The organism is Staphylococcus sp. Marseille-Q1834, from assembly GCF_916858875.1.
GTDB classification, from domain to species: domain Bacteria; phylum Bacillota; class Bacilli; order Staphylococcales; family Staphylococcaceae; genus Staphylococcus; species Staphylococcus pragensis.
Map to the genome: position 1 here is coordinate 58,177 of NZ_CAKASN010000002.1, position 14,054 is coordinate 72,230.

Genomic DNA, 14,054 nt, shown 5'->3' on the forward strand with positions numbered 1-14,054 from the left:
AAGCAAGGTGAATGAATATGCCAATCCAATGGTATCCAGGTCACATGGCTAAGGCCAAAAGAGAGGTTACTGAACAATTAAAAAAAGTAGACGTTGTCTTTGAATTAGTAGATGCACGTATTCCGTATAGTTCACGAAATCCAATGATAGATGACGTCATTAAGCAAAAACCAAGAGTAGTCATTCTAAATAAAAAAGATATGGCTAATTTAAATGAAATGCAAAAATGGGAGCGTTTCTTTGTAGATAAAGGCTATTATCCTGTAGCGGTTGATGCTAAGCACGGCAAAAATCTAAAAAGCGTAGAAACGGCTGCTATTGAAGCGACTAAAGAAAAATTTGAAAGAGAAAAAGCAAAAGGATTAAAACCACGTGCGATTCGTGCGATGATTGTAGGCATTCCGAATGTTGGGAAATCTACACTTATTAATAAATTAGCTAGAAAGAATATCGCTCAAACAGGAAATAAACCTGGTGTTACTAAACAACAACAATGGATTAAAGTGGGTCAATCACTACAATTATTAGACACACCTGGGATCCTTTGGCCTAAATTTGAAGATGAGTTAGTAGGTAAGAAATTAAGTTTAACAGGTGCGATTAAAGATAGTATCGTGCATTTAGACGAAGTGGCAATATATGGTTTAGAATTCTTGATTAAACATGATTTAGAAGGCTTTAAGCAACATTATAAAATAGATGTGCCTGAAGATGCTGAGATGTTAGAATGGTTCGATGCTATTGGTCGACGTCGAGGACTATTACAACGTGGTAATGAAGTAGATTATGAAGCGGTTATTGAATTAATTATCAATGATGTACGTAATGCTAAAATCGGCACTTACTGCTTTGACCTATATGCTGAAATGAAAAGTGAGTTAGACGATGGCGCAAACGATTAAAGAAGTAAAAGCATTGCTAGCCACAATCACAGATATTGAAGAATTAGATAATCATGAATTAAATGCTGATAGTCGTAAAGGTGTACAACAAAGTATCGTCCAACGTCGTAAACAACTTTTAAAAGAGCAAGAAATCATCCAGCATTATAAAACTATGAGTAAATTTGAGAATGAATTGCTTGAGCAACATCCTGAAGCATTAATTTGTGGGATAGATGAAGTAGGGCGCGGGCCATTAGCAGGACCAGTAGTGGCCTGTGCTGTCATACTTAATCCGGGCCACCAATATTTAGGGTTAGATGATTCTAAAAAAGTCTCAGCTGTAAAACGCGAATTATTAAATCAACAGCTTAAAGAAGGCGTACTTGATTATGCATATGGTGTGGCGAGCGCAGAAGAAATCGACCAATTAAATATTTATAATGCGACAAAAGTAGCGATGGAACGTGCCATTGCGCAATTGAAACATCAGCCAGATCACCTATTGATTGATGCAATGACGTTAGATAATTCAATTCCTCAGACTTCAATTATTAAAGGGGATGCTAAAAGTGTGTCCATTGCGGCTGCAAGTATTATGGCTAAAGAGTATCGAGATACATTAATGAAAGATATTGCAGAAGCATATCCTGGTTATGAGTTCGATAAAAATGTGGGTTACGGCACGAAAGCGCATCTTGAAGGATTAAATAAATTAGGTATTACGCCATATCATCGACAGAGCTTTGAACCAGTGAAATCTATGTTGTAATTATTTGAATTTTAAATTTATTGCAAAAAATGAAACAGTTTCAGTTTACAATAGCGCTTTCATTTTTTATAATTGAAATGAACTTAACCTAAGAAACAGGAGGATGGAAGATGAATATCCACGAGTATCAAGGTAAAGAAATATTTCGTTCTATGGGCGTAGCCGTTCCTGAAGGACGAGTTGCATTCACTGCTGAAGAAGCGGTAGAAAAGGCGAAAGAATTAGACTCAGATGTTTATGTGGTAAAAGCACAAATCCACGCTGGGGGTAGAGGTAAAGCAGGTGGTGTTAAAATTGCTAAATCACTATCTGAAGTTGAAACTTACGCAAATGAATTATTAGGTAAACAATTAGTTACACATCAAACTGGCCCAGAAGGTAAAGAAGTAAAACGTTTATATATCGAACAAGGTTGCGACATTCAAAAAGAATATTATGTAGGTTTTGTTATTGACCGCGCAACTGATCGTATTACTTTAATGGCTTCTGAAGAAGGCGGTACTGAAATTGAAGAAGTAGCCGCTAAAACACCAGAAAAAATCTTTAAAGAAACAATCGACCCAGTTGTAGGTTTATCACCTTACCAAGCACGTCGTATTGCTTTTAATATTAATATTCCTAAAGAATCAGTTAATAAAGCAGCAAAATTCTTAATTTCTTTATACAATGTATTTGTAGAAAAAGACTGTTCTATCGTTGAAATTAACCCATTAGTAACAACTGGTGACGGTGACGTTTTAGCTTTAGATGCGAAACTTAACTTTGATGACAATGCTTTATTTAGACATAAAGATATTCAAGAATTACGTGATTTAGAAGAAGAAGATCCAAAAGAAATTGAAGCATCTAAATATGACTTATCTTACATCGCTTTAGATGGAGATATCGGTTGTATGGTTAACGGTGCTGGTTTGGCTATGGCCACAATGGATACAATTAATCATTTTGGTGGAAATCCAGCTAACTTCCTAGACGTTGGGGGCGGCGCTACTAAAGAAAAAGTTACTGAAGCATTTAAAATCATCTTAGGTGATGACAATGTTAAAGGTATCTTTGTAAATATCTTTGGTGGAATCATGAAATGTGACGTTATCGCTGAAGGTATCGTAGCAGCAGTTAAAGAAGTAGACTTAACTTTACCTTTAGTTGTACGTTTAGAAGGTACTAACGTTGAACGTGGTAAACAAATCTTAAACGATTCAGGATTAGCAATCGAACCAGCAGCTACAATGGCTGAAGGCGCACAAAAAATTGTTAAACTTGTTAAAGAAGCGTAAGGAAAGGATGGGAACACTAAGATGAGTGTATTTATAGATAAGAATACTAAAGTAATGGTACAAGGTATTACAGGGTCTACTGCCCTTTTCCATACAAAACAAATGCTTGATTATGGCACACAAATCGTTGCTGGTGTAACACCAGGTAAAGGCGGACAAGTCGTTGAAGGCGTGCCAGTGTACAATACAGTAGCAGAAGCTAAAGAAGAAACAGGTGCTAACGTATCAGTTGTTTATGTTCCAGCACCATTTGCTGCAGACTCTATTTTAGAAGCGGCTGATGCTGATTTAGATATGGTTATTTGTATTACTGAACACATTCCAGTTGTCGACATGATTAAAGTTAAACGTTACTTAGAAGGTAGAAAAACACGTTTAGTAGGACCAAACTGCCCAGGTGTCATCACTGCTGATGAATGTAAAATTGGTATTATGCCTGGATATATCCACAAAAAAGGTCATGTAGGCGTAGTTTCACGTTCTGGTACATTAACTTACGAAGCAGTTCATCAATTAACTGAAGAAGGTATTGGTCAAACTACAGCTGTAGGTATCGGTGGCGACCCAGTCAACGGTACAAACTTCATCGATGTTCTTAAAGAATTTAATGAAGATGAAGAAACTAAAGCGGTTGTTATGATCGGTGAAATTGGTGGTACAGCTGAAGAAGAAGCAGCTGAATGGATTAAAGCTAACATGAAGAAACCAGTAGTAGGTTTCATTGGTGGACAAACTGCTCCTCCAGGTAAGCGTATGGGCCATGCTGGTGCGATCATTTCTGGTGGTAAAGGTACTGCAGATGAAAAAATTAAAACATTAAACGATTGTGGTGTTAAAACTGCAGATACACCTTCAGAAATTGGTACAACATTAATCGAAGCAGCTAAAGAAGCTGGCATTTATGAAGAATTATTAACAGTTAAATAATCATCATTAAAATTTGAATTGATTTTATTGTCTAAGACCTGATTTCTAACACTGGAAATCAGGTCTTTTGTTTAATTTATTATAAGTAATTAATATTTATTAAAGCAACGAGCGATAGAATTAGAAGAGAAAGTGACTGAAATTAAACAATCATTAAAAGTGAATGCTAATTCAAAAAAGACAAAAACAAAATATCACCAATTAAATCAACAACTCGAGAGCCTTTATAATAAAATAGCAAAAACTGAACAATTAATCATTACGGATGGTACATTACTTGATTTAGCTGCTGCATTGTTTATTTATAACAATCACGAAATGTACTATTTATCAAGTGGTTCTAATCCTAAATACAATGAATTTATGGGTGCCTATTGTCTACAATGGGATATGATACGCTACGCAAAGGAGAAAGGGATAGAGCGTGATAATGGCATAACTGGCGACTTTGGTGAGGATGCAAAAGATTATGGTGTTCAACAATTTAAAAAAGGATTCAATGCATTTGTAGAAGAATATGTAGGCGATTTTATTTAGCCAGTAAATAAGTTGTTATATAAATTATATAGGAAATAATAAAGGAGGTAGAGATGATAAAGATATAAATCTCTACTTTTTACTTTTATAAAAGTTAGTTTACATAAGTAAATCTTCTATTTTACTCATTAAGTTTTAATATTATTTCGATAGTGAAATGTATTTATAATGAAATATCAAATTGACAGAATTACTTTATAATGAGATTAAAGGAGAAGACATCATGACTAACAACGATGAATTATTATTAAAAATGCGGTGGGTTGGTTATTCTACCCATCAGATACACCACTTACTTTCGTTATATCCTGACTATTTTAATTTGTCTTATAAAGATCAAAAAGATACTTTAAGGATATGGGATGAAATTTACAATCATAATAAGCTAATAGACAAATTTATGGATATAGATTTAAATAAAATTTTAACCTTCTTAAAAGATAATGATGTGAGATATGTTACATTCTTAAACCCCAATTATCCTAAGCTACTTAAAGAAATATACGATTTTCCTCTTCTCATATTTTACCGTGGTAATGTAAAGCTATTAAATTCTACTAATACTCTAGGTGTTGTTGGGTCTCGCACTGCTACTAATTATTCTGCAAGAGCATTACAATATTTATTTCCTCATTTTAAACGAATACCACTAACAATTATATCTGGATTAGCTAAAGGTGCCGATAGCTTAGCACACCATTTTGCATTAAAATATCAACTTCCTACAATAGCTGTATTAGGATATGGACATATGATACATTATCCGAAAGAAACACTAAAGTTACGCAATATTATTGAAGAAAAAGGATTAGTAATTAGTGAATATCCTCCATTTGTTAATATTGCGAGGTATCATTTCCCACAACGTAATCGTCTAATTAGTGGTTTATCAAAAGGCGTTCTTATTACTGAAGCAGGTATTAAAAGTGGTAGCCAAATCACGATTGATTGTGCAGTTGAACAAAATAGAAATGTATATGTATTACCAGGTTCTATGTTTAATCCATTAACAAAAGGAAACATACTAAGAGCTCAAGAAGGTGCAATGATAGTTTCGGAAGCTCAAGATATATTAAATGATTTTTAAGAGGAGTTTAATTGTTAAAAAATTGCTAAAATTGTTATAAATGATAATTTATATTATGAAATAAGTTGATATTATATGTTAATAGAAACTATTTTAAATGATGATCAAAAACGGATTTAATTAAAGTTAAATATTGACAAAATCAAAATTAACCGTTTATCATTTATCTTTAGTAATTGAAAAAGCAAGGGGGAATTCACTTTGGCAGATAATTTAGTCATAGTTGAGTCGCCTGCAAAAGCTAAAACCATTGAAAAATATTTAGGTAAAAAATATAAAGTTATTGCTTCTATGGGGCATGTTCGTGACTTACCAAGAAGTCAAATGGGTGTCGATGTAGAAGATAATTATGAACCAAAATATATTACTATTCGCGGTAAAGGTCCCGTCGTTAAAGATTTGAAAAAATATGCTAAGAAAGCGAAAAAAGTTTTCCTAGCGAGTGACCCCGACCGTGAAGGTGAAGCGATTGCTTGGCATTTATCAAAAATTTTAGAACTTGATGATACAAAAGAAAACAGAGTAGTATTTAATGAAATTACAAAAGACGCGGTTAAAGAAAGTTTTAAACATCCACGCGATATTCAAATGGATTTAGTGGATGCCCAACAAGCGCGTCGTATTTTAGATAGATTAGTAGGTTATAACATTTCTCCAGTATTATGGAAGAAGGTAAAAAAGGGTTTATCAGCAGGACGTGTACAATCAGTAGCTTTAAGATTAGTAATCGATAGAGAAAACGAAATTCGCAATTTTAAACCAGAAGAATATTGGACAATTGAAGGCGAATTTAGATATAAAAAGTCGAAATTTAATGCGAAGTTCTTACATTATAAAAATAAGCCATTTAAATTAAAGACTAAGAAAGACGTTGAAAAAATTACAGCTGAACTTAATGGTGATGAGTTTGAAATTACGAATGTGAATAAAAAGGAAAAAACAAGAAATCCAGCTAATCCTTTTACAACTTCAACACTTCAACAAGAAGCAGCACGTAAATTAAACTTTAAAGCTCGTAAAACAATGATGCTTGCACAACAACTGTATGAAGGTATAGATCTAAAAAGACAAGGCACAGTTGGTTTAATTACTTATATGCGTACAGATTCAACACGTATTTCTCAGTCAGCTAAAGATGAAGCAAAGAATTACATCGAAGATAAATACGGAAAAGATTATGTGTCTCGTCGTACAGCTAAAGGTAAACAAGGGGACCAAGATGCCCATGAGGCAATTCGTCCTACAAGTACTCTACGTACGCCTGAAGAAATGAAAGCATATTTAACGCGTGATCAACATCGTTTATATAAATTAATTTGGGAACGTTTTGTAGCGAGTCAAATGGCGCCAGCTATTTTAGATACTGTAGCTTTAGACGTTACTCAAAATGACATTAAGTTTAGAGCTAATGGACAAACAATTAAATTTAAAGGCTTTATGACTTTATATGTTGAAGCTAAAGATGATAAAGAAAATGAAAAAGAAAATAAATTACCAAAATTAAATGAAGGCGATAAAGTTACTGCAACACAAATTGAACCTTCACAACATTTTACACAACCACCTCCACGTTATACAGAAGCACGTCTAGTAAAAACATTAGAAGAATTGAAAATCGGTAGACCATCAACGTATGCACCGACAATTGATACAATTCAAAAAAGAAATTATGTAAAACTTGAAAGTAAGCGATTTGTACCTACTGAATTAGGTGAAATTGTATATGAACAAGTAAAGGATTACTTCCCAGAAATCATAGATGTAGAATTTACAGTCAATATGGAAACGCTTCTAGATAAAATTGCTGAAGGTGACATTGGTTGGAGAAAAGTAATTGATAATTTCTATGGTAGTTTCAAATTAGATGTAGCACGTGCAGAAGAAGAAATGGAAAAAGTCGAAATCAAAGACGAATCAGCTGGAGAAGATTGTGAAGTCTGTGGCTCACCAATGGTTATAAAAATGGGTCGTTTTGGTAAGTTTATGGCTTGTTCTAATTTCCCTGATTGTAGAAATACCAAAGCTATAGTTAAAACAATTGGTGTTACTTGCCCTAAATGTAAAGATGGCGATGTAGTAGAAAGAAAATCTAAGAAAAATAGATTATTCTACGGCTGTTCAAATTATCCAGAGTGCGACTTTATTTCATGGGATAAACCTGTAGGGCGTGATTGTCCTAAATGTAATCACTATCTCATGGAACATAAAAAAGGACGTAGCTCTCAAGTTATTTGTTCAAATTGTGACTATAAAGAAGAAGTACAGAAATAAAAAATTTGAGGAGGATCAATATGAGTCAAACCGTTAACGTAGTTGGTGCAGGTTTAGCTGGTTCAGAAGCTGCTTACCAATTAGCACAACGAGGAATTAAAGTTAACTTAATTGAAATGCGTCCAGTGAAGCAAACACCAGCGCATCATACAGATAAATTTGCTGAATTAGTATGTTCTAACTCATTAAGAGGTAATTCATTAACTAATGGCGTAGGTGTATTAAAAGAAGAAATGAGACGCTTAGACTCATTAATCATTGCAGCTGCTGATAAAGCTAGAGTACCTGCAGGAGGCGCTTTAGCTGTAGATAGACATGATTTTTCAGGATATATTACTGATACATTAAGAAATCATCCAAATGTGACTGTATTAAATGAAGAAATTCATAGCATTCCAGAAGGTCATACCATTATTGCTACTGGACCATTAACTACTGAGAATTTAGCAAAAGAAATTGTAGACATCACTGGCAAAGATCAGTTATATTTCTATGACGCTGCAGCACCTATTATTGAAAAAGATTCAATCGATATGGACAAAGTGTATCTAAAATCACGTTATGATAAAGGTGAAGCGGCTTACTTAAACTGTCCAATGACAGAGGAAGAATTTAACCGTTTTTATGATGCAGTGCTTGAGGCAGAAGTTGCGCCAACAAATGAATTTGAAAAAGAAAAATATTTCGAAGGATGTATGCCTTTTGAAGTAATGGCTGAACGTGGTCGTAAGACACTACTATTTGGACCTATGAAACCAGTTGGTCTTGAAGATCCTAAAACAGGCAAACGCCCATTTGCGGTTGTACAATTACGTCAAGATGATGCTGCTGGTACGCTTTATAACATCGTTGGTTTCCAAACGCATTTAAAATGGGGTGCACAAAAAGAAGTTATTCGATTAATTCCAGGCTTAGAAAATGTTGATATCGTAAGATACGGCGTCATGCATAGAAACACTTTCATTAATTCACCAGATGTTTTAAATGAAAAATATGAGTTAATTAATGAGAAAAGAATTCAATTTGCTGGTCAAATGACTGGAGTTGAAGGTTATGTTGAGAGTGCTGCAAGTGGCCTTGTAGCTGGAATTAATTTAGCGCATAAACTTCAAAATAAAGGAGAAGTTATTTTCCCTAGAGAAACGATGATAGGTAGTATGGCTTATTACATTTCTCATGCTAAAAACGAAAAGAACTTCCAACCAATGAACGCTAATTTTGGCTTGCTTCCTTCATTAGAGAAACGTATTAAAGATAAAAAAGAACGTTACGAAGCACAAGCAAACAGAGCTTTAGAATATTTAGAGAACTTTAAGAAGACACTATAAGTTTTAATTTATATATAAATTAAAATTGAGAAGTATTATTTCGATATTTTGAACAATTCTCAAAAGATTTTGAATTCTATAGCTAATTATTTTAGTCCCTTCCATAATATATGCTACAATGCATATGATGGAGGGGATTTTTAAGTGGAAGAAATCCAAAAAACATTTTTAAATATGCTTAAAGTTGAAAGAAATTTCTCCGACCATACCTTAAAATCTTATCATGATGATTTAGAGCAATTTAACCGCTTTTTAAATCAAGAAATGTTAAAATTAAATACGTTTGAATATAAAGATGCTAGAAATTATTTAAGTTTTTTATATTCTCAAAATTTAAAAAGAACGACTGTATCTAGAAAAATATCAACGCTAAGAACATTTTATGAATTTTGGATGACTCAAGATAATTCAATCATTAATCCTTTCGTGCAATTAGTTCATCCTAAAAAAGAACAATATTTACCCCAATTCTTTTATGAAGAAGAGATGGAGGCATTGTTTAAAACCGTAGCTAAAGATTCTAAAAAAGGATTAAGAGATCGAGTTATCTTAGAATTATTATATGCAACAGGCATACGTGTTTCAGAATTAGTAAATATTAAACTTACCGATATAGATATGTCATTACCAGGCGTTAAAGTACTGGGAAAAGGTAATAAAGAACGCTTTGTTCCGTTTGGAGAATTTTGTCGACAAAGCATTGAACAATATTTGAATGAATTTAAACCCGTTCAACACAAATCGCATCCTTATTTAATAGTAAATATGAATGGTGACCCAATTACGGTTAGGGGAATTCGATATGTGCTTAATGATGTAGTTAAACGCACTGCAGGAGTAACTGAAATTCATCCCCATAAATTAAGACATACGTTTGCCACTCATTTATTGAATCAAGGGGCTGATTTGAGAACAGTTCAATCTTTGTTAGGCCATGTAAATCTTTCTACAACTGGAAAGTATACGCATGTGTCAAATCAACAATTACGCAAGGTATATTTAAACGCACATCCTCGAGCGAAAAAGGAGAGTAAATAAATGAGCAAGACATCATTACACGCTACAACTATTTATGCAGTGAGACATAATGGAGAAGCAGCGATGGCAGGAGATGGCCAAGTTACACTTGGTGAACAAGTGATTATGAAACAAACTGCCCGTAAAGTTAGACGTTTATATGAAGGTAAAGTATTAGCTGGATTTGCTGGAAGTGTAGCAGATGCATTTACTTTGTTTGAAAAGTTTGAAACTAAGTTGCAACAATTCAGTGGTAATTTAGAACGTGCAGCTGTTGAATTAGCTCAAGAATGGCGAGGAGATAAGCAATTACGTCAACTTGAAGCGATGCTTATTGTTATGGATAAAGATGCAATATTAGTAGTTAGTGGAACAGGAGAAGTTATTGCACCAGACGATGATTTAATTGCGATTGGTTCTGGCGGTAACTATGCATTAAGTGCTGGTAGAGCATTGAAACGTCATGCTACACACATGTCTGCTAAAGAAATGGCTTACGAAAGTTTAAAAGTAGCCTCTGATATCTGTGTATTTACAAACGATAATATTATTGTAGAAACTTTATAATAGTTTAATAAAAAATGGGAATGAATAGATATGGACATACATTTAGTTGGAGGTAATAGTTAATGGATGCAAACGGTATAAAATTAACACCTAAAGATATCGTATCTAAGTTAGATGAATATATTGTTGGTCAAGATGATGCGAAACGTAAAGTCGCAATCGCTTTAAGAAACAGATATAGAAGAAGCCTTCTTGATGATGAAACTAAACAAGAAATCGCACCTAAAAACATTTTAATGATTGGTCCAACAGGTGTAGGTAAAACGGAAATTGCACGTCGTATGGCTAAAATAGTAGGCGCACCATTTATTAAAGTGGAAGCTACTAAATTTACTGAAGTAGGCTATGTAGGTCGCGACGTTGAGAGTATGGTAAGAGATTTAGTAGATGTCGCAGTACGATTAGTGAAGGACCAAAAGAAAGCTTTAGTTAAAGATGAAGCTACTGAAAAAGCTAATGAAAAATTAGTAAAACTATTAGTTCCTAGTATGAAGAAAAAAGCGTCACAAAATAATAACCCACTTGAATCTCTTTTAGGTGGCACACTTCCAAACTTTGGTAATCATGATGATGAGGAAGAAGAAACACCAACCGAAGAAATTAAAACAAAACGTTCTGAAATTAAAAAACAACTTTTAGATGGTAAACTTGAAGAAGAGAAAGTTAGAATTAAAGTTGAGCAAGATCCAGGTGCATTAGGCATGTTAGGTACAAACCAAAACCAACAAATGCAAGATATGATGAATCAACTTATGCCTAAACGTAAAGTTGAACGCGTTGTTCCAGTGAAAACGGCACGTAAAATTTTAATAGATGATTTCGCTGATGAATTAATCGATCAAGAAACAGCTAATCAAGAAGCGTTAGAATTAGCCGAACAAATGGGTATTATCTTTATTGATGAAATCGATAAAGTTGCGACAAATAATTCAAATAGCGGTCAAGATGTATCAAGACAAGGTGTACAACGTGATATTTTACCAATCCTTGAAGGTAGCATGATTCAAACGAAATATGGTACTGTAAACACTGAACACATGCTATTTATAGGGGCTGGAGCATTCCACGTTTCAAAACCTAGTGACTTGATTCCTGAATTGCAAGGTCGTTTTCCAATTAGAGTTGAACTTGAAAGTTTAACAGTAAATGACTTCTTCAGAATTTTAACAGAGCCTAAATTATCACTTATTAAACAATATGAAGCTTTACTTAAGACTGAAGATGTTACTGTGAATTTCTCTGAGGAAGCGATTACTCGTTTAGCAGAGATGGCATATCAAGTAAACCAAGATACAGACAACATTGGTGCACGTCGCTTGCACACTATTTTAGAAAAAATGCTTGAAGATTTATCGTATGAAGCTCCGAACATGCCGAATGCGGTCGTAGATATAACACCTCAATATGTTGATGATAAATTGAAATCTATTTCAACTAATAAAGATTTAAGTGCATTTATTTTATAATATAAATAAAGGAGAAATTTTATGAGCTTATTATCTAAAACTAGAGAATTAAATACGTTATTACAAAAACATAAAGGTATAGCTGTAGACTTTAAAGATGTTGCTCAAACAATTAGTAACGTAACTGTGACAAACGTGTTTATTGTATCACGTAGAGGAAAAATCTTAGGTTCAAGTTTAAATGAACTTTTAAAAAGCGAAAGAATTAGTGAGATGTTAGAAAGCAGACACATTCCAAGCGAATACACTGAACTATTAATGGATGTTAAACAAACAGAATCTAACATCAAAATTGACAATGAATTAACTGTTTTCCCTCCTGAAGATAAAGAAACTTTCATTAACAGTCGTACTACTGTGTTTCCAATTTTAGGTGGTGGAGAACGTTTAGGTACATTAGTACTAGGACGTGTTGAAGATGACTTCAATGAAAATGATTTAGTTTTAGGCGAATATGCAGCCACAGTTATTGGCATGGAAATTCTTCGTGAGAAACATAATGAAGTGGAAAAAGAAGCACGTGATAAAGCAGCGATTACGATGGCAATTAATTCACTTTCTTATTCGGAAAAAGAAGCTATCGAACACATTTTTGAAGAATTAGGCGGTAATGAAGGATTGTTAATCGCATCAAAAGTTGCTGACAGAGTAGGTATTACTCGTTCTGTAATCGTCAATGCCTTACGTAAATTAGAAAGTGCTGGTGTAATTGAATCTCGATCGTTAGGAATGAAAGGCACATTCATTAAAGTTAAAAAAGAAAAATTCTTAGACGAATTAGATCGTAATAAATAAGCGTTAATCATTTGAAGCGAAAAAGTTTTATAATAAATTAATTTTCATTTTAGCTAGTTTATAGAAACGAGCCAAGTTAATCTTTCAGGTAAGATAACTTGATGACTCGTTTTTATTTTCTCTAAAATGAATGATATTAAATCAGCCATTGCACTAGTAAAAAAAATATGGTATTATTATTGACGGCTATAAAGCCAATACACACATAATAAGCGTATATGCAAAGGGTGCAATTCTAAGAATTGTCTTTACATTAGTTTATTATGGAGGTAAATAACCAATAGGAGGAATTTAAAATGGCAGTAATTTCAATGAAACAATTACTAGAAGCCGGTGTTCACTTCGGTCACCAAACACGCCGTTGGAACCCAAAAATGAAAAAATATATCTTCACTGAAAGAAATGGTATCTATATCATTGACTTACAAAAAACAGTGAAAAAAGTTGAAGAAGCTTACAATTTCTTAAAACAAGTATCTGAAGATGGCGGTAAAGTCTTATTCGTAGGTACTAAAAAACAAGCACAAGAATCAGTTAAAGCTGAAGCTGAACGTGCTGGACAATTCTACGTTAACCAAAGATGGTTAGGCGGAATTTTAACTAACTATAAAACAATTTCTAAACGTATTAAACGTATTTCTGAAATCGAAAAAATGGAAGAAGACGGTTTATTCGAAGTATTACCTAAAAAAGAAGTTGTTGAACTTAAAAAAGAATACGACCGTTTAATCAAATTCTTAGGCGGTATTCGTGATATGAAATCAATGCCTCAAGCATTATTCGTAGTTGACCCTCGTAAAGAGCGCAACGCGATTGCTGAAGCACGTAAATTAAATATCCCAATCGTTGGTATTGTTGACACTAACTGTGATCCTGATGAAATTGATTACGTTATCCCAGCGAACGACGATGCTATTCGTGCCGTTAAATTATTAACTGGTAAAATGGCAGACGCTGTCTTAGAAGGTCAACAAGGTATTTCTAACGATGAAGTAGCTGCAGAACAAAACATCGATTTAGATGAAAAAGAACAATCTCAAGAAGCAGAATCAACTGAAGAAAATACTACTGTTGAATCAAACTAAGATATAGTTTAAATGGGTGATAAGATGTAATGCTTATCGCCCTT

The 14,054-nt window shown here is 33.7% G+C and carries 12 protein-coding genes and 1 pseudogene; all 13 read left to right on the top strand.

Annotated features, from left to right (window positions below; all coding sequences use genetic code 11):
- Positions 1-17: 17 nt before the first annotated feature.
- The 13 genes and pseudogenes from ylqF (at position 18) to rpsB (ending at position 14,010) form a co-directional block, all read left to right on the top strand.
- The gene (gene ylqF / locus LIX58_RS09470; RefSeq protein ID WP_154836675.1) at positions 18-902 is read left to right on the top strand and encodes a ribosome biogenesis GTPase YlqF; all 885 of its coding nucleotides are present in this window, start codon (positions 18-20) and stop codon (positions 900-902) included.
- Positions 886-1,653: a ribonuclease HII gene (locus LIX58_RS09475; protein ID WP_154836676.1), complete on the top strand. Its 768-nt coding sequence runs from the start codon at positions 886-888 to the stop codon at positions 1,651-1,653. The genes ylqF and LIX58_RS09475 overlap by 17 nt, the downstream gene beginning before the upstream one ends.
- A gap of 110 nt (positions 1,654-1,763) precedes the next feature.
- Complete coding sequence (sucC, locus tag LIX58_RS09480; RefSeq protein ID WP_154836677.1) at positions 1,764-2,930, top strand: ADP-forming succinate--CoA ligase subunit beta; 1,167 nt, start codon at positions 1,764-1,766, stop codon at positions 2,928-2,930.
- Between the two features lie 21 nt (positions 2,931-2,951).
- Positions 2,952-3,857, top strand: coding sequence for a succinate--CoA ligase subunit alpha (sucD, locus tag LIX58_RS09485; RefSeq protein WP_154836678.1), 906 nt, complete (start codon positions 2,952-2,954; stop codon positions 3,855-3,857).
- Between the two features lie 99 nt (positions 3,858-3,956).
- Positions 3,957-4,394, top strand: a pseudogene (locus tag LIX58_RS09490) (peptidoglycan bridge formation glycyltransferase FemA/FemB family protein); the annotation flags it as partial.
- A 223-nt stretch (positions 4,395-4,617) separates the two neighbouring features.
- The gene (gene dprA / locus LIX58_RS09495; RefSeq protein ID WP_126566614.1) at positions 4,618-5,481 is read left to right on the top strand and encodes a DNA-processing protein DprA; all 864 of its coding nucleotides are present in this window, start codon (positions 4,618-4,620) and stop codon (positions 5,479-5,481) included.
- Between the two features lie 201 nt (positions 5,482-5,682).
- Entirely contained in the window at positions 5,683-7,752 is a 2,070-nt protein-coding gene (topA, locus tag LIX58_RS09500; protein WP_226386292.1) for a type I DNA topoisomerase, read from the top strand.
- Positions 7,753-7,772: 20 nt separating this feature from the next.
- Positions 7,773-9,080, top strand: coding sequence for an FADH(2)-oxidizing methylenetetrahydrofolate--tRNA-(uracil(54)-C(5))-methyltransferase TrmFO (trmFO, locus tag LIX58_RS09505; protein WP_154836680.1), 1,308 nt, complete (start codon positions 7,773-7,775; stop codon positions 9,078-9,080).
- Positions 9,081-9,224: 144 nt separating this feature from the next.
- Positions 9,225-10,118, top strand: coding sequence for a tyrosine recombinase XerC (gene xerC / locus LIX58_RS09510; protein WP_126566620.1), 894 nt, complete (start codon positions 9,225-9,227; stop codon positions 10,116-10,118).
- Complete coding sequence (gene hslV / locus LIX58_RS09515; protein ID WP_103296939.1) at positions 10,119-10,664, top strand: ATP-dependent protease subunit HslV; 546 nt, start codon at positions 10,119-10,121, stop codon at positions 10,662-10,664.
- Positions 10,665-10,726: 62 nt separating this feature from the next.
- Positions 10,727-12,130: an ATP-dependent protease ATPase subunit HslU gene (gene hslU, locus LIX58_RS09520; protein ID WP_154836681.1), complete on the top strand. Its 1,404-nt coding sequence runs from the start codon at positions 10,727-10,729 to the stop codon at positions 12,128-12,130.
- 21 nt (positions 12,131-12,151) lie between these two features.
- Complete coding sequence (codY, locus tag LIX58_RS09525) at positions 12,152-12,925, top strand: GTP-sensing pleiotropic transcriptional regulator CodY (RefSeq protein ID WP_126566626.1); 774 nt, start codon at positions 12,152-12,154, stop codon at positions 12,923-12,925.
- Positions 12,926-13,221: 296 nt separating this feature from the next.
- Positions 13,222-14,010, top strand: coding sequence for a 30S ribosomal protein S2 (gene rpsB / locus LIX58_RS09530; RefSeq protein WP_103296943.1), 789 nt, complete (start codon positions 13,222-13,224; stop codon positions 14,008-14,010).
- Positions 14,011-14,054: the final 44 nt, after the last annotated feature.